The organism is Aeromonas sp. s10 (assembly GCF_040907975.1).
Lineage (GTDB): Bacteria > Pseudomonadota > Gammaproteobacteria > Enterobacterales > Aeromonadaceae > Aeromonas > Aeromonas caviae.
The window spans coordinates 15,280-30,873 of record NZ_JBFOCV010000047.1 but is presented as its reverse complement, the minus strand read 5'-3'; the positions used below and the strand labels follow the sequence as shown (position 1 = coordinate 30,873).

The following is a 15,594-nucleotide window of genomic DNA, read 5'->3' as shown; positions in this document are numbered from 1 at the left end:
TGGAGGGAGAAGGATTCGAACCTTCGAAGGCAGAGCCGTCAGATTTACAGTCTGATCCCTTTGGCCGCTCGGGAACCCCTCCCCAAGTGCGAGGCCGCATACTACCAGATCCGGTAAGGTTGTGAACCCCTTGGCCGCATTCTGACGACAAAAAAGTGTCAAGTGGTCATTTTTTGATATGTTTCGCTCAAAATTCACACTTTTCAATGACTTTTATGTCGCTGCCGAAACGGCGAGGGGGCGTAGGGGGGCTGGCAGCCAGGAGCCACGGGGCTCCTGGCGGATCATGGGGCGCTGGCGCTCGCTCAGGCGTCGGCGGGGCGGGCCTGCTGGCAACCCTGCACCGCATGGGCGATGAGTTCGAGGGCGCTCTGCTCGCAGGGGGGCAGCACCTCGTCGCAACTCGCGATCGGGGTGACGCGATCCCCCCACTTGATGAGGGCGGCGCCCCAGGTCAGCCCGGCCCCGAAGGCGGCGGTCAGCAGGTAGCTGTTCGGCTTGACCCGACCCTGCTCCAGCGCCTCGCACAGGGCGATGGGCACGGTGGCGGCGGAGGTGTTGCCGTACTGCTCTATGTTGACCATCACCTTCTCCATGGGGGCGTTCATCCGCTTGGCCAGGGTCTCGATGATGCGCACGTTCGCCTGGTGCGGCACGATGAGGTCGACCTGCTCGGGGGCGATGCCCGCCTGGGCCAGTACGGTGCCGGTGGCTTCGCCCATGCCGCGCACGGCGCGCTTGAAGATCTCCTGCCCCTCGAAGTTGAAGGTGAAGAGGCCGTCAATGTCGGCGAAACGCACCCGATCCGTACCGAAATTCGGCACGTGCAGTATCTCCCGCGCTTCGCTGTCACAACCGAGCTTGCTGGCAATCAGGCCGCTCTCCTGCTTGCTCGCCTCGATGATGACGGCGCCGGCGCCATCCCCGAACAGCACGGCGGTGTCGCGCTTGGCCCAGTCCAGCAACTGGGTCAATCGCTCGGCACCGATCACCAGCACCCTTTGCATCATGCCGGTCTGCACCAGGGAGGTGGCGACCGAGAGGGCATAGACGAAGCCGGTGCAGGCGGCGTTGAGGTCGAACACCGCCGCCTTGTGGGCGCCGAGGGCCTGCTGCACGGCAGAGGCACCATTGGGGACCAGCGTGCCCGGGGTGGCGGTCGCGAGGATGATGCCATCGAGGGCGGCGGCGTCCAGGCCTGCGCACGCCAGGGCGCGACGGGCGGCCAGGGTGGCGAGCGCCTGGGTGCTGACATGGGAGACCCGGCGGGCCTTGATGCCGGTGCGCGGGTAGATCCACTCGTCCGAGGTATCCATGATGGTGCCGAGGTCATCGTTGGTCAGCGAGGCGGGGGGCAGGCATTTTCCCCACCCGGTGATAGTGGCGTATGTCATCTTGTCGTCGCTTGTCGTGATGGCCGCTCTGGGGCGGGAAGTGGCGAAATTATGCCGCACGGGGCGTTCACTGTCATCCTGTGGTCCCCCCAGTGTAAGGGGAGTGGCGGGAGCAAGACCGTGATTTTGCTTAAATTTCCGCTTCTCCTTGCCGTAAGATGAAGGCCCGATCCCGGCGACCCCTTCCCGAGGTGACTCCTGTGCACAAAGCGAATCTCAATCTCTTGCCCACCCTCAAGGTGCTGCTGGAGACCCGCAACATCAGCCGGGCGGCGGAGCTGCTGAACCTGAGCCAGCCCTCCATCAGCAAGCAGCTCGGCCAGCTTCGCAGCGAGTTTGGCGACGAGCTGCTGGTGCGGGAAGGGCAGCGCTGGCTGCTGACCCCGCGGGCCGAGGCCCTGGCGGCCCAGCTTGCCGATTCCCTCGGGGCCCTGGAGCGGCTCTACGAGGCGCCGGAATTTGCCCCCGAGCGCTGCGAGCGGGTGTTTCGGCTCGCCTCCTCCGACTACGTGGCCCAGCACATCCTGCCGGACATCTGTGCGGCCCTGGCGAGGGCCGCCCCCCGGGCGGCGCTGGAGTACAGCCTGTGGGACAAGCGCCAGTTGCCCCAGCTCTGGCAATCGGAGCTGGACATGGTCTCCACCATCACGGAGCTGGTGCCGGACCAGATCCGCGGCCTGCATCAGGGGGAGGACAGGCTGGTGGTGCTGATGGGGCGCCATCACCCGCTCTCTGGCATGGCGCTCAGCCTGGAGGATTACCTCGCCTGGCCCCACCTGCAGGTGAGCGGGGGTGGGGACAAGGACAGCCCGGTGGAGCAGGTGCTGGCCCCCCGCGGGCTCTCCCGCCGCTGGTTTGCCCGGGTGCCCTTCTTCCAGGCAGCGGTGGAGGTGCTGCTGCGCACAGACTGTCTGATGACCACCCCGGCCCATATCGCCTGGCAGCTCTCCCGGGAACATGCCCTGAGTTTTTGCGATCTCCCCTTCGCCACCCGGGTCCAGCAGTATCATCTGCTGTGGCACCAGCGCCACCACCTGGATCCGGCTCACCGCTGGTTCCGCGAGCTGGCCTATCCCTTCCTGCGGGATCACCTGCAATTCACCCTGGGGGAGAGTCGCAAGCAGTTGACAGGAGGGCCGCAGGTGAGCCGCTGATGGCAGCGGGTTGTGCCACTCTATAGCCACTGGCTATGGACTCTATTCATAACTTTCACTTCTGGCATAGCGAGCCACCCCCTACCCTGATCCCGGGTGACAACAATCGACACGAAGGAAGAGAAGGTATGGAGCTGACGAGTTGGCTGGCGCTGGCCGCCATTTGCGTGATGGGGGCCATCAGCCCTGGGCCGAGCCTGGCACTGATCATCCGCAATACGGTGCAGGGAGGGCAGGGCCACGGGGTTGCCACGGCGCTGGGACACGGCCTGGGAGTCGGCATCTATGCGCTGATCACGGCCCTCGGCCTCGCCATCCTGATCACTCAGACCCCGCTGCTGTTCGATCTCATCCGCTACGGCGGCGCGGCGTTCCTCGCCTGGCTCGGGATCAAGGCGTTGCTGGCCAGGCCCGCAGGGGGGGAGGCAGGCAAGGAGGATGGGCACCCGCCACGGGGACGTCAAGGGGCGTTCGAGGGCTTTATGGTGGCCTTCTTGAACCCCCAGCTCGCCATCTTCTTTATCGCCCTGTTCAGCCAGTTCGTGCATGCCGACACCGGCTGGCGTGAGGGGGGCATCATGATGATGACCGCAGGCGGCATCGATGCGCTCTGGTATGTGCTGGTGGCCCTGGTGCTCTCTCGCGGGCCTGTACTCGCCTGGCTCAAGGCCAAATCCACCGTGATCGACAAGGTGAGCGGTCTGGTGCTGCTGGGGCTGGCCCTCAAGGTCGTGATCTAGCTCTGCGTCGGGTGCCAGCGTAGTCGGCCCTCTCTCAGGGCCGGGGGATGAGGGGGCAGCCAGACGTTCTTGTACCGGGTCAATCCTGCATTCTGCGGTGATCTTAAGCGGGATCAAGGCGGGGGGCGGGGAGTCTGGCTAGAGTGGCGGCCATTTGCAACCCTTCGAACCGGACGTTATGCGCGATCAGAACCATCACAACCGCCTGGAGTTGCTGGCCCCGGCCAAGAACCTCGCCTATGGCATCGAGGCCATCAACCACGGCGCCGATGCCGTCTACATGGGGGGCCCCGCCTTCGGTGCCCGCCGCGCAGCGGGCAACAGCCTCGAGGACATTGAGGCCCTGGCTCGCCATGCTCACCGCTTCGGCGCCCAGGTCTTCGTCGCCTTCAATACCCTGCTGCACGACCACGAGCTGGAACAGGCCCGGCGCCTGACCCACCAGATCTACGAGGCAGGGGCCGATGCGCTGATCGTGCAGGACATGGGGCTGCTGGCGCTCGATTTGCCCCCCATCGCGCTGCACGCCAGCACCCAGACCGACAACCGCACCCCGGAAAAGGTGACGTTTCTGCAGGACGTGGGCTTCTCCCAGGTGGTGCTGGCCCGCGAGCTCTCCCTTGCGCAGATCCGCGAGATAAGCGCCGCCACGAGCGTGCAGCTGGAGTTCTTCATCCACGGCGCCCTGTGCGTCTCCTACAGCGGCCAGTGCAACATCAGCCACGCCCGCACCGGCCGCAGCGCGAATCGCGGCGAGTGCGCCCAGCTCTGTCGGCTGCCCTGTTCCCTGCAAACGCCAGGGGGAGAGGTGCTGGTGGAAAACAGCCACCTGCTCTCCTTGAAAGACATGGATCAGACCGACAACCTGGAGGCGCTGATCGCCGCAGGGATCCGCTCCTTCAAGATTGAAGGGCGCCTCAAGGGGCTCGACTACGTCAAGAACGTCACCGCCTGGTATCGCCAGAAGCTGGACACCATCCTGGCGAGCCGCCCCGATCTGGTGGCCGCTTCCGCCGGTCGTTGCAGCTACACCTTTACGCCGGATCCCAAGAAGAGTTTCAACCGGGGCAGCACCGACTACTTCCTCCATGGCCGACAGCCAGGCATCGACTCGCCGCGCAGCCCGAAATACGTAGGGGAGCCGCTCGGGCGCGTCACCAGCGTGACCCGCGATGGCATCGAGATCGACGGCCAGGCCGTTGCCCTCAACAACGGCGATGGCCTCGGCTTCTTCAAGCCGGGGGGCGAGCTGGTGGGGATGCGCCTCAATAAAGTGGAAGAGAAGGCACAGAGCAAGCGGTTACTCCTGTCGGAACCCATGCCCGGTCTCAAGGTAGGCACCGAGATCTTTCGCAACCACGATCAGGCCTTCAGCAAGCAGCTTGAAAAAGGGAGCGCGGATCGCCGCATCCGGGTCGATATGCGGCTATCGGAGTGCGACGAGGGACTGCGGCTCGAACTTGTGGACGAGCAGGGCATTGGTGCCGCCGTCACGCTCCCCTGCGACCAGCAGCCGGCCGACAACCCGGAACGGGCGCTGCAACAGGCCAGGGAGCAGCTCGGCAAACTCGGCAACACCCTGTTTGTGGCGCGCCAGATTGAGTTGGCATTCACTCGCCCGCTATTTATTGCGGCTTCACAGCTTAACGGCTTGCGCCGGGAGGGGATCGCCGCCCTGGAAGCGGCCCGTCTGGCTGCCTACCGGCGACCCGAGCGGCGCATTCCCCTGCGAGGCGCCGTTTATCCCCAGCATCGGCTCTCCTACCTCGGCAACGTGCTGAACAGCGCGGCGGAGCAGTTCTTTCGCGAACACGGGGTGGGGAGCATCGCCCCCGCGTATGAGGCGAACAAGGAGGAGCGGGAAGTGGTGCTGATGACAACGAAGCACTGCATCCGCTACAGCCAGCAGCTCTGCCCCAAGGAGGTGCCCGGTCTCAAGGCCGAGCCCCTGGCGCTCAAGATGGGCAAGGAGAGTTTCCGCCTGCGCTTTGACTGCCATCGCTGCGAGATGCAGGTGATGGGCAGCCTGAAGAGGGGATGATTGCCCGTGTGGGCATGGGGCTGGAGCGGATTTGATGGCAGTATGGGGCGCGGCCTTGTCACGGATATCCCGTGGTGAGGCACCTTCCCCCAGCCTTCTTCTGACAAAGGATCCGTCATGAACATCAATGCACTGCCGTTTTGCACCACGAACTGGGCCGAGGTCCTGCCGACCGAACACAAGGGGGAACGGGGCGTCGCCCGCTGGCACACCCGGCAATTCGGGGAGCTGCGGGTGCGAATGGTGGAGTACTCCCCCGGGTATCTGGCGGATCACTGGTGCAGCAAGGGCCATGTGCTGCTCTGCCTCGAAGGGGAGCTGCACACCGAGTTGCAGGATGGCCGCGTCTTCACCCTGACGCCGGGCATGAGCTACCAGGTGGCGGACAACGCCGAACCCCATCGCTCCTACACCGAACTGGGCGCTCGCCTCTTTATCGTCGACTGAGCCGCCCTCTTTCCCGCTTTCCCCTTGCGCTTCAGGAACTTGCCATGCTTGAACTCAGACCCAACTGCGAGTGCTGTGACCGGGATCTGCCCGCCGACACGGCGACGGCCTACATCTGCTCCTTCGAGTGCACCTTCTGCGCCGAGTGCAACGATCAGTATCTGCACCTGACCTGCCCCAACTGTGGCGGCGAGCTGGTCAGGCGCCCGCGCCGCCCGGCGGCCAAGCTGGTGAACAACCCCGCCTCCCTCCAGCGCGTCTTCAATCCGGCTCTGAAAGCGGCGCTGGGCAAGGGGGGCTAGGGCCCCCCCTTCATGGGAAGGGCTGGGCTGGCAACTGGCTCGTCCCTGTGGCTCTTGACCTTCTCCCGGCGGAAGCCCCTATCAAGGGGGCTCACACCAAAGGAGCAAAAGATGACGGAGCGATTCGAAGGAGAAGGGGCGAAGGCCTATGACAGCCGCATCCCCCTGCTGGTGCCAGGCTACGAGCTGCTGCACCAGCTTTGTGCCTCCCGGCTGATGGCCGCGCTGGGCCAGGAGGCCCGGGTGCTGCTGGTGGGGGTGGGCACGGGCAGCGAGTTGCTGCTGCTTGGCCGTCTCTGCCCCCGCTGGACCTTTGTGGCCCAAGATATCTCGGCGGACATGCTGGCCCAGGCCAGGATGCGGGCCGAGCAGGCGGGCATGGGGGAGAGGGTGTGCTGGCACCTGGGCGCATTGCCTGTGGTGAATAAGCCTTGCGATGGTGCACTCTGTCTGCTGGTGCTGCATTTTCTGGCGCAAGATGCCAAAGCCACGCTATTGGGTGATATTTATCGCCAGCTCAATCCTGGTGCTCCCCTGCTGCTGGCGGATCTGATGGCGCCAACGGACCCGCTTGAGCGCAAGGCGATGGGGTTGCAAGCCGCCCTCGCCGGTTTGCCGCTTCCTGCCTGCGAGCAGATGGTGCGCCGCCTCGGAGAGGACTTCACCTCCCTGGACGAGGGACAGACCCGCCGCCTCTTGCAAGGGGCCGGTTTCGCGGCGGCGCACCGCTTCTTTCAGGCGCTGGGGTTTCACGGCTGGCTGGCGCAGCGGCAGTGAGCCCTGGCCGGGTGGCGCCGGATCAACGAGAGGCCCTCTCCAGCGTCAGCAGTGCCTGCTTGATGGGCAGGCCTCCCGCATAGCCGGTGAGGCTGCCATTCTGGCCGATCACCCGGTGGCAGGGGATGATGATGGAGAGCGGATTGCGACCGTTCGCGGCACCCACCGCCCGCACCGCGTTTGGCTTGCCGATGGCGCGGGCGATGTCGCCGTAGCTGCGGGTCTCCCCGTAGGGGATGTCGCACAGCGCCAGCCACACCGCTTGCTGAAACGCCGTGCCCCTGGGGGCGAGCGGCAGGGTGAAGCGCTGCAACCGGCCCGCGAAGTAGTCCCGAAACTCGGCGAGGAAGGGGGCGAGCGCCTCGCCGTCCTGTAGCCAGTCCTGCATGTCGGGGAGCGGCCGCAGTCCGGCCAGGAAGTCCACATGGACCAGACCGCGTTCGTCGATGGCGACCAGCAGTTCGCCCTGGTCGGTGGGCATCATGTCATAGCGGATCATGGGCTCTTCTCCTCGTCTTGTGTCTGTGTTGGCCGGGTGAGCAGCGCCGGTTGTTCACTCATGGCGTGCCACAGCCAGCTCGCGGCATAGGCGCGCCACGGCTGCCAGGGGGCGCTGCGCGCTGTCACCTCTTTCACCGGCAGCTTGTCACCGCCCCCGAGCGCCTTTTGCAGCACGAGATCCGAGGCGGGGAAGGCATCCGTATCGAGCCCGCAGCGCAGCCGCCAGTAAGCGACCGTCCAGGGACCTATGCCCGGCAGCGCGAGCAGTTGCTCGTCGCTTGCCGTGGCGAGGGTGAGTGCGCCGCTTGCGAGCGCCGAGGCGAGCCCTTGCAGGGTGCGGATGCGGCTGCCCGGCATGCCGATGCTGTCGAGATCCAGCTCGCACAGCTGGGTCGGGGTGGGCAGCTGCGCGGTGCCGAACTGCGCCAGGGTGCGCGCCACCAGGCGCCCCATGATGGTGATGGCACCCTTGACCGACACCTGCTGGCCGACGATGGCGCGCAGCATCACCTCGTATTCATCCCACCCCCCCGGCAGCCGCACCCCGGGCCATCGTCCCTGGATGCCGGCGAGCAGGGGATCCTGTCCCAGGTGTTCGCCGATGCGGCTCATGTCGGCGTCGAGATCCCACATGCGGCGCACGCGGTACAGGATGTCCGGCAGCGCACCCGGCGGCAGATCCCGCACCGTGAGTCTGAGCCTCTCCCCCTCGACGGGCTCGATGCGGATGAGCCCCTCCTGCTCGCCGACCCGGTGACGGCGCTCGTAACCGTGCTCATCCACCCGCTCCAGCCCCGGAATGGCGCGCAACCGGTAGAACGCGAGCATGGCCTGGACGTCGAACGGCGGGCGATACAGCAGGTGCAGTTGCAGGCTCGATTGCGGCGCCGCCTCGCCAGTCCCCCCTTCCTGCTTGCGCAGGGCGCCCGGTGTCATGCCATACGCCTGCAGCCAGGCGTCGTTGAAGCGGCGAATGCTTGCAAAGCCAGCGGCAAACGCAACGTCCGTGATGGGCAGGCGCGTCTCCGTCAGCAGCCGTTTCGCAAGCAGCAGGCGGCGCGTCTGCTCCACCTGTTTCGGCGAGGCACCGAGGTGTTGCTCGAACTGGCGCCTCAGGGTGCGCTCCGTGATCCCGGCCTGCGTTGCAAGGGAGCCCAGGCTGTGCTCCGCCAGCTCGCCGCGCTCGATGCGCGCCAGCACCTGGGCGACGAGCGGTGGCAGATCGCCGCTCTGGGCCGGTGCGAGCTCGGGGCGACAGCGCAGGCAGGGGCGCAGCCCGTGCTGCTCTGCCGCCGCCGCGAAGCGAAAATAGCGCACATTGTGCTCGTGCGGTGCCCGCGCCGGACACACGGGGCGGCAATAGATACCGGTGGAGAGCACCCCGGTGAAGAAGCGACCGTCGAAACGCGCGTCTCGCGCGAGGCGTGCGGCGTGGCACTGCTCCCGGGTGAGACCCGGGATGATCTCGTCCCGTTGGGATGAATGCGGGGGTTCTGTGGTCATGGCATGGCTCGGGTTGCTGTGGGCATGTCCCAGAGACTAAGCGGGGGCGAGAGGGGTGACTAGCCAAAAACGGACAGGAATAGCAAAAATAGTGCGATCCGAGGAATCCCAGTCCTCCCTTTGTAAGGTTAGGGGGGCAGGACCCCACCCTAACCCTCCCCTTCGTAAGGGGAGGGGACAAACAGCTCCTCTCTGTGAACGGGGCGGGGTTAGCTCCTCCCCCTTGTGAAGGGGGAGGCTGGGAGGGGGTTCAACCTCGCTTATTTCAGATAGCGCTGTTCGAGGTGTTTGCGCAGCCACTGGGGATTGAGCGCCTCACCGGTCGCGCGGCGAATGAGCTCGTCCGTGCCGTGCAGGCTGCCCTGGGACCAGATATGGCGACCGAGCCAGCCGAAGATCTCCGGCAGGCGGCCGGACTCTACGAGCGTGCCCATGTCGCCGAGCTCACGCTCGAGTGCAAAGCGCAGCTGCGCCGCGTACATGGCGCCGAGCGTGTAGCTCGGGAAGTAGCCAAACGAGCCGTCCGTCCAGTGGATGTCCTGCATGCAGCCGTTCTGGTAATTGCCCTTCGTGGACAAGCCGAGCCACTGCTGCATCTTCGCGTCCCACAGCTCGGGGATGTCCGCGACCTCGATGAGCCCTTCCATCAGGTCCCGCTCCAGCTCGTAGCGCAGGATGACGTGGGCCGGGTAGGTGACTTCGTCCGCATCGACGCGGATAAAGCCGGGCTCGACCCTGTTGTACAGCTTCTCGAGGTTCGCCGGTGCGAGCGCGGCCTGCTCGCCGAAGTGTGCGCGGATGCGCGGTGCAATCAGCGCGAGGAACGCGGGGTGATGGCCGAGCTGCATCTCGCAGAACAGGCTCTGGCTCTCGTGAATGCCCATGGAGCGCGCCTCGGCCACCGGCTGGCCGAGCCGTGCGCGCGGCAGGCCCTGCTCGTAGCGTGCGTGGCCCGTCTCGTGGACGATGCCCATCAGGCTGGAGACGAACTCCTGCTCGTTGTAGCGCGTGGTGATGCGCACGTCCGTCGGCACGCCGCCACAGAACGGGTGGCTGCTCACGTCGAGCCTGCCGTGGGCAAAATCAAAGCCGAGCAGCCCCATCACCTCCTGGCCGAGCGCCTGCTGCGTCGCAACCGGGAACGGGCCTTGCGGCGTAAGGAGCACGTCGCTCTTCTGCCGTTCGCTCACGGTCTGGATGAGGCCGGGCAGCCAGCTCGTCAGATCGCCGAAGATCTGATCCAGCCTCGCGCTCGTCATGCCGGGCTCGTACAGCGCCAGCATGGCGTCATAGGGACGCACCCCGAGCGCCTCTGCGCGCAGGCGAGCCACCTCCCGCGACAGGCGCACCACCTCCTCGAGGTTCGGGGCAAAACCTGCCCAGTCATTCTCCTTGCGCTGGCGACGCCAGGCGTGCTCGCATTTGCTGCCGGCGAGGGAAAGCGCCTCCACCAGCGCCCCCGGCAGCAGGCTTGCATCCTGCCACTGGCGCTTGATCTCCCGCAGGTTCGCACGCTGGTGCTCGTCCAGCGGCTCGCTCTCTGCCTTGGCAATCCACTCCCCAAGCTCGGGGGCGGTGCGCTTGCCGTGGATCAGCACGCCGAGCTCCGCCATCGCCTCGGCGCGGGCCTCGTTGCCCCCCTCCGGCATCATGGCGGCCTGATCCCAGCCGCAGATGGCGGAGAGGTGGGAGAGGCGGTGCAGTTGTTGCTGATGTTGTTCGAGTTTCTGGTATGACATGGGATTGTCCTTGTTATCGTCCCTGATGGTATGCACCCCGTACCTGGCATGATCGGGGCCGCCCGATGCTAGCACTGCCATCCACCCTGGTGCCACCCTCAGGCAGTCAGCCGAGGCGCTTCTGGTGCCGTTCGCGGTTTTCCGCCTTCTTGCGCTCGCTCTTGCGCAGCAATACGTAGAGCGCACCGCTGCCGCCGTGGCGGCGCTCGGCGCTGTGCATGGCCATCACCGAAGGCAACTGTGGCAGCCAGGCGCTGACATGGCTCTTGAGCAGGGCACGCGGGGTGCTGCGCTCCCCCTTGCCGTGCAGGATCAGCAGGCAGCGGATATCCCGCACTTCGCATTCGGCAATGAACTGCACCAGGGCGATACGGGCCTCGTTGAGCGTCTTGTGGTGCAGGTCGAGGGAGCCTTGCAGCTCGTATTTGCCAAGGCGCAGCTTCTTGTAGACCCCCTCCTGCACGCCGTCACGCTTGAAGCCGACGATGGCGTGGGGGTCCAGCATCTCGACTGCTTCCGTGCCAAGGTGATCCAGGGTGAGTTGTTCGGCGGTGGCGGCTTCCCGGCGCGCGAGTTGCGCCTCGGTGGGCTGGCTGTTGCCCGCAACGGGGGCGATATGGTCGCTGCGCAGCGGCCGCACGTCGGCCACTTCCTGCAGGAACAGTGAGAGTTCGTCGTTATGAGACACGGCAGGCTCCCCGCATGAAAATGAGGGAGCCAGTATAGCGGGCCTTGGTGGGCCTTAGAATGGCAACGCTCGCAGGCCCCGGCCCTGCCGAGGAGGGCGGTCTGAGCGAGCCTGGTTATTGCCCCTCTTTGGGCGGCTCTGCGTGCATCACCTTGTAGATGAAATAGACCGCATAGGCGCTGATGAGCAGGAAGGTGCCGAAAATCACCAGCATGGACATCAGCCCCACGCTGTTGCCGAACATCAGGTTCATCCAGAATTCCATCTCGTTCACTCCTGTCACTGGGCGGTGACAGGCATGATAGATACCTCTTCAGGAGGGAGGGGATGATCTCGATCAACTCCCTCTCTGGTTATTTAATCGGCAGAAAATTCTGTGAGCCGACGCGCATCCGGCGCGTCAGGTGGCCGGACTGGACGCTATTTTGCTTTCTCCAGGGTCGGTTCGGTGAGGGGCGTGATGCGCCAGCCCTGCTGCTCCAGCAGGGCGAGCAGCCCGTGCTCGCCGTAAAGATGCAGGGCCCCTACCACGATAAAGCTCTCGTTCGGCAGGCTGGGCCACTTCTTGACCCAGTTGCGGTTGCGCTCCGCCAGCAGGGTCTGTTCCAGCCAGGCTTGCAGCTTGGGCGGCGCCATCTCCTCCCTGAGCAGATTGATGAGGGTGGCCTCGTCCCCGTTCTGCCAGGCGGTCATCACGGCGTCGAACCCCTGCTGGATGTCGGGCAGCTCGTCCAGGGTGCTCTCCAGCATCAGGGTCTGGTTGTCGCCGACGCTCGCGAGATAGCCGAGCTGCTCCAGCAGGGTCTCCAGCCCGACGATGGGTTTGCCGCCGTCGTTCGCCCGCTTGGAGAAGTGCTGGTCGATACCGTATTCACCGCGATAGCCGGTGCGCTCCAGGGCCGCCTGGGTCAGGGTAATGGCCGCAAACCAGGGACGCAGCGGGGCCAGCATGCTCTCGTTCAGACCGTTCTGGCCCGCGGCGATGAGGGTGCGACGGTAGAGGTCGATGGGCAGGTGATCCTTGAGGGTCTTGCCGTCGACGAGCCGGGTGATGGCGCCCATCTCCTGCCACTGCTCCTGGCTGATGTGGGTCATGTCCACCTCCATCACCAGGGCGCGGCTCTGCTGCCAGGCGCGCTCCACCGGGTCCGGCAGGGGATAGAGAGAGGGTTTGCCCGCATGGATGGACCCCAGCAGCCAGTGCTGTTCGTTGCCCTTGTTGATGCGGTAGAAGGCCGGATCGGCCATGGCATGTAGCGGCAGCAGCAGGCAGAGCAGGAAGGAGAGCAGCGTGGGATGGAATCTCATGAGGCACCTTATGTGAGCGGGATGAGTGCTCTATGATAAGTCCTCATTTGTCACAGCCAAGAGGTTTCCCATGCCCCACCTTCGTTTTCGGGCAGTTTCCGTCGACACCCTCCAGCAGATAAGCACCCCCCTGACGGCGGAGCTCTGCGCCCTGACCGGCGGCAAGCCGGAGTCCATCACCCTGGAGTGCGTCCCCACGACCCAGGTGCGGGACGGGGTGATCGAGGCCGGTTCCCCCTTCGTGGAGCTGGTCTGGTTCGAGCGCCCGCAGGAGATGCAGGATGCCGCCGCCGCCCTCATCACCCGCCACCTGAAAGGGGTGCTGGGAGAGCAGACCTATGTGGTGGTGCAGGTGTTGCCCATCGTCAAGTCGCGCTACTACAGCAACGGCCAGCATTACTGACAGACGCCCCGCAGCCTGTTGCGGCGGGGCGACGCCAGCCTGGCGTCAGGCAGATTTGATCAGCAGCCTGTCCAGCAGGCGGCTTGGCAGCAGGCGGCGCAGCACGGCGAACAGCCGGGTCGGGAAGGTGACGGGGTAGCGGTGCTTCGGGCGCCGGCTGCTGAGCGCGTGGATCAGCGGCGGGATGCAGGCCTCGCTTGGCAAGGTGAAGCCGCGAGCCCCCCCTTCACGCTCCAGCCGGCTCAGGGTCTGCTGGTAGGCGGCCTGGTGACGGCTGGTGGCAGGGTCTATGTGGCGCAGGAAGGCGTCCCGGGCATTGGCGCGAAAGCGGGTGTCGATGGGGCCGGGCTCGATCAGGCTGATGTACACGCCGCTGCCCGCGAGCTCCAGGCGCAGGGTGTCGCTGTAACCTTCCAGCGCGAACTTGCTGGCGTTGTAGGCGCCGCGATACTTCATGGCCACCAGGCCGAGCACAGAGCTGTTCTGCACGATGCGCCCCTCGCCCGCGGCCAGCATGGGGGGCAGCACCTGACGAATGAGGTGGTGCCAGCCGAACAGGTTGGTGTTGAACTGTTCCCTGAGCGCCTCGGTGGGGAGATCCTCCAGCGCGCCGGGCTGGCCGTAGGCGCCGTTGTTGAACAGACCGTAGAGGCGTCCCCCAGCCAGGGTCAGCGCCGCTGCCGCCCCGCGCTCTATGCTGGCGGTGTCGGCGAGATCCAGCTGCACCGCCAGCAGCCCCTGCTGCTGCAACAGGGCGACGTCCCCGGCCTGGCGGGCAGAGGCGATGACGGTGAAGCCGTGGGCGCCGAGCGCCTTGGCGGCGGCGAGGCCGATGCCGCTGGAGCAGCCGGTGACAAGCACGAAGGGGTGGGGCATGAAGATCATCCTGATTGGTGGCCGGCGGGTGGCCCGAACCGGCATGGTAGCGTGGCCGCGTCAAAAACAAAACCGGGCCAAGGGGCCCGGTTTTCGGTCACGTCAGATGCGTTATCACAGGATGGTGAACGGCATGATGATGTGGAACTTGACGTCATGCTCGGAGCTGAACATGTTCGGGTAGTACCAGCTGCCCTTGTCGTCCTGTTCGTTGTTGTAGTCGGTGTAGTGCAGCTTGAACAGGGTGCCCTTCAGCTTGCCATCCTGCACCGTGTACATGACGTCGAAGTTCGCCGCCCACTCTTTGCCGCCTTCCAGGGAGCTGTCGCCGTTGTTGGCGTCCCAGCCGTAGGCACCGGAGACACCGACACCCCAACCCGGTGCGCCCACCAGATCATCCAGGGAACGGGTCACGCCGAAGAACACGGCCTTCTCGTCATTGTGGTTCCAGTCAGAGCGGGAATCCCACCAGATTTCGTTCGCGCCCTGGGAGTTGCCGTAGCCGCGGGTCAGACGGGGCAGGTAGTTGCCCTGGTCACCCTCGGCCTTGGTCCACAGGCCTTCCAGACGGAAACCGTACTGGGCGTAGTTCCAGCTGGCGGTCAGGGCCTGTTGCCATGCCAGACCATCGTAGTCGTTGTTGTCGGTCTCGGAGCCGTAGAACTGGTAGCTGGTGTTCAGGCCACCCAGTACGTCGAACTTGTGGGCCAGCTTGAAGTGGTAGCTGTCCATGTAGCCTTCGGACTGACCGAAACCACCTGTGATGGCGGTGCCGTTCTCGAAGGTGTAGCGCGCGGCCAGACCGTGGATGTAGTCGATCTTGTTCTCGTCGCTGAAGGGATCGCTGGCGTAGGGGCTGCTCTTGGAGAAGCCGGCGGTGTTCTTGAACCAGGGCGCCTTGTACTCGTCGGCAATGGCGTAGGTCAGGTAGAGGCCGCCGAAGGTGCCTTCGATCTGGCCGCCGCGGTAGGTACCGGGTTGATAGGACCAGTTGACCCCCAGGATACCCGGGACGTAGAGCTGGGTATAACCACCCTTGGCGGTGACATGCTCACCGAACTTGAGTTTCAGGGCGGCGTTGGAGAGGCTGAAGCCGTTCTCGGGTACGCCGTCACCACCTGAACCCCACTTGTCGCCCCAGAAGGAGAACTCGTTCTCTTCGTTGACGCCATTGCTCTCGTCAACGGCCAGATCGTAGGCACCGAAGCCGCCCACGTCGACGCCGACCACACCCCATGCATAGCCGGAGTTGAAGTTCAGGGCTGCCTGGGTAGTGGCATGGCTCAGGTTGGAGTGGTATTTGCCATCCTGACCCGGACCGGCCTGGACGCGATCACGCTCACGCTGGAAGTAGAACAGGCCACCGGTGAGCTTGCCTTCGTCGATGAAGGCGCTGTAGGACTTGCCGTATTCCGGGCTCATCATGTCTTGAGCGGCGAACGCCATGCCGGGGGCGACCAGTGCTGCGACCACGGCAGCACTCAACGCGGCGCGCTTGAAGATCACTTTTTCCATTTGTTATTGCTCCTGATTTTATGGACTTAGCTTTTTTATCCGGCAGCCGGGTAGGCACCCGCCGCTCGGTATTGGCATTGCAATCAACACCCCGAAGGGCAAAAAAATGGTTCTCTGTCGTGCCCTTGTGCCTGATGCCTTGGCGCATCGGTCGGGGCTATCTGCATCGTTACAGTCGTTATTTTTTGGCTGTCGATCCTTGGCGA

At 65.2% G+C, this 15,594-nt stretch carries 16 protein-coding genes and 1 tRNA gene; 7 read left to right on the top strand and 10 right to left on the bottom strand.

From position 1 onward, the window contains the following. Nucleotides 1-82: transfer RNA gene (locus AB5Y59_RS17810), tRNA-Tyr, on the bottom strand. 223 nt (nucleotides 83-305) lie between these two features. Then, nucleotides 306-1,394 (bottom strand): ketoacyl-ACP synthase III, encoded by a 1,089-nt coding sequence (locus AB5Y59_RS17805; RefSeq protein ID WP_102983776.1) that lies wholly within the window; start codon nucleotides 1,392-1,394, stop codon nucleotides 306-308. Between the two features lie 200 nt (nucleotides 1,395-1,594). Here AB5Y59_RS17805 and AB5Y59_RS17800 point away from each other — a divergent pair, with 200 nt between their 5' ends. From AB5Y59_RS17800 to AB5Y59_RS17775, 6 genes are all read left to right on the top strand, one after another. After that, nucleotides 1,595-2,548 (top strand): LysR family transcriptional regulator, encoded by a 954-nt coding sequence (locus tag AB5Y59_RS17800; protein WP_368212457.1) that lies wholly within the window; start codon nucleotides 1,595-1,597, stop codon nucleotides 2,546-2,548. A 128-nt stretch (nucleotides 2,549-2,676) separates the two neighbouring features. Continuing rightward, entirely contained in the window at nucleotides 2,677-3,288 is a 612-nt protein-coding gene (locus AB5Y59_RS17795; RefSeq protein WP_164883121.1) for a LysE family translocator, read from the top strand. A 178-nt stretch (nucleotides 3,289-3,466) separates the two neighbouring features. Next, nucleotides 3,467-5,329 carry a U32 family peptidase gene (locus AB5Y59_RS17790; RefSeq protein WP_368212456.1) on the top strand — a complete coding sequence of 621 codons (1,863 nt, stop codon included), beginning with the start codon at nucleotides 3,467-3,469 and terminating at the stop codon, nucleotides 5,327-5,329. A gap of 117 nt (nucleotides 5,330-5,446) precedes the next feature. Then, nucleotides 5,447-5,776, top strand: a complete 330-nt coding sequence (locus tag AB5Y59_RS17785; RefSeq protein WP_368212455.1) for a DHCW motif cupin fold protein — start codon at nucleotides 5,447-5,449, stop codon at nucleotides 5,774-5,776. A 44-nt stretch (nucleotides 5,777-5,820) separates the two neighbouring features. Further along, a complete protein-coding gene (locus AB5Y59_RS17780) occupies nucleotides 5,821-6,078 on the top strand; it encodes a DUF1272 domain-containing protein (RefSeq protein WP_010673281.1) in 258 nt (85 codons plus the stop codon). A 111-nt stretch (nucleotides 6,079-6,189) separates the two neighbouring features. Beyond that, nucleotides 6,190-6,855 (top strand): class I SAM-dependent methyltransferase, encoded by a 666-nt coding sequence (locus AB5Y59_RS17775; protein WP_323920500.1) that lies wholly within the window; start codon nucleotides 6,190-6,192, stop codon nucleotides 6,853-6,855. 22 nt (nucleotides 6,856-6,877) lie between these two features. Here the strand turns inward: AB5Y59_RS17775 and AB5Y59_RS17770 are convergent, their stop codons facing one another. The 6 genes from AB5Y59_RS17770 to AB5Y59_RS17745 all read right to left on the bottom strand — a co-directional run bounded on the left by AB5Y59_RS17770 (nucleotide 6,878) and on the right by AB5Y59_RS17745 (nucleotide 12,594). Beyond that, nucleotides 6,878-7,354, bottom strand: coding sequence for a methylated-DNA--[protein]-cysteine S-methyltransferase (locus AB5Y59_RS17770; protein WP_069784516.1), 477 nt, complete (start codon nucleotides 7,352-7,354; stop codon nucleotides 6,878-6,880). Further along, the gene (locus AB5Y59_RS17765) at nucleotides 7,351-8,859 is read right to left on the bottom strand and encodes an AlkA N-terminal domain-containing protein (protein ID WP_368212454.1); all 1,509 of its coding nucleotides are present in this window, start codon (nucleotides 8,857-8,859) and stop codon (nucleotides 7,351-7,353) included. The genes AB5Y59_RS17770 and AB5Y59_RS17765 overlap by 4 nt, the downstream gene beginning before the upstream one ends. A 260-nt stretch (nucleotides 8,860-9,119) precedes the next feature. Then, nucleotides 9,120-10,598 carry a carboxypeptidase M32 gene (locus tag AB5Y59_RS17760; protein ID WP_368212453.1) on the bottom strand — a complete coding sequence of 493 codons (1,479 nt, stop codon included), beginning with the start codon at nucleotides 10,596-10,598 and terminating at the stop codon, nucleotides 9,120-9,122. A 106-nt stretch (nucleotides 10,599-10,704) separates the two neighbouring features. Then, nucleotides 10,705-11,286 carry a DNA endonuclease SmrA gene (gene smrA, locus AB5Y59_RS17755; protein ID WP_010673286.1) on the bottom strand — a complete coding sequence of 194 codons (582 nt, stop codon included), beginning with the start codon at nucleotides 11,284-11,286 and terminating at the stop codon, nucleotides 10,705-10,707. A gap of 115 nt (nucleotides 11,287-11,401) precedes the next feature. Next, nucleotides 11,402-11,551, bottom strand: coding sequence for a DUF3149 domain-containing protein (locus tag AB5Y59_RS17750; RefSeq protein WP_010673287.1), 150 nt, complete (start codon nucleotides 11,549-11,551; stop codon nucleotides 11,402-11,404). Nucleotides 11,552-11,706: 155 nt separating this feature from the next. After that, nucleotides 11,707-12,594: a TraB/GumN family protein gene (locus AB5Y59_RS17745; protein ID WP_324024014.1), complete on the bottom strand. Its 888-nt coding sequence runs from the start codon at nucleotides 12,592-12,594 to the stop codon at nucleotides 11,707-11,709. 70 nt (nucleotides 12,595-12,664) lie between these two features. On the opposite strand from AB5Y59_RS17745, the gene AB5Y59_RS17740 reads away from it, so the two are divergent. Next, the gene (locus AB5Y59_RS17740) at nucleotides 12,665-12,997 is read left to right on the top strand and encodes a DUF1904 family protein (RefSeq protein ID WP_368212452.1); all 333 of its coding nucleotides are present in this window, start codon (nucleotides 12,665-12,667) and stop codon (nucleotides 12,995-12,997) included. A 45-nt stretch (nucleotides 12,998-13,042) separates the two neighbouring features. Here the strand turns inward: AB5Y59_RS17740 and AB5Y59_RS17735 are convergent, their stop codons facing one another. Both AB5Y59_RS17735 and AB5Y59_RS17730 read right to left on the bottom strand, forming a co-directional pair. Continuing rightward, nucleotides 13,043-13,873 carry an SDR family oxidoreductase gene (locus AB5Y59_RS17735; RefSeq protein ID WP_368212451.1) on the bottom strand — a complete coding sequence of 277 codons (831 nt, stop codon included), beginning with the start codon at nucleotides 13,871-13,873 and terminating at the stop codon, nucleotides 13,043-13,045. Nucleotides 13,874-13,987: 114 nt separating this feature from the next. After that, nucleotides 13,988-15,388: an OprD family outer membrane porin gene (locus tag AB5Y59_RS17730; RefSeq protein WP_368212450.1), complete on the bottom strand. Its 1,401-nt coding sequence runs from the start codon at nucleotides 15,386-15,388 to the stop codon at nucleotides 13,988-13,990. Nucleotides 15,389-15,594 lie beyond the last annotated feature (206 nt).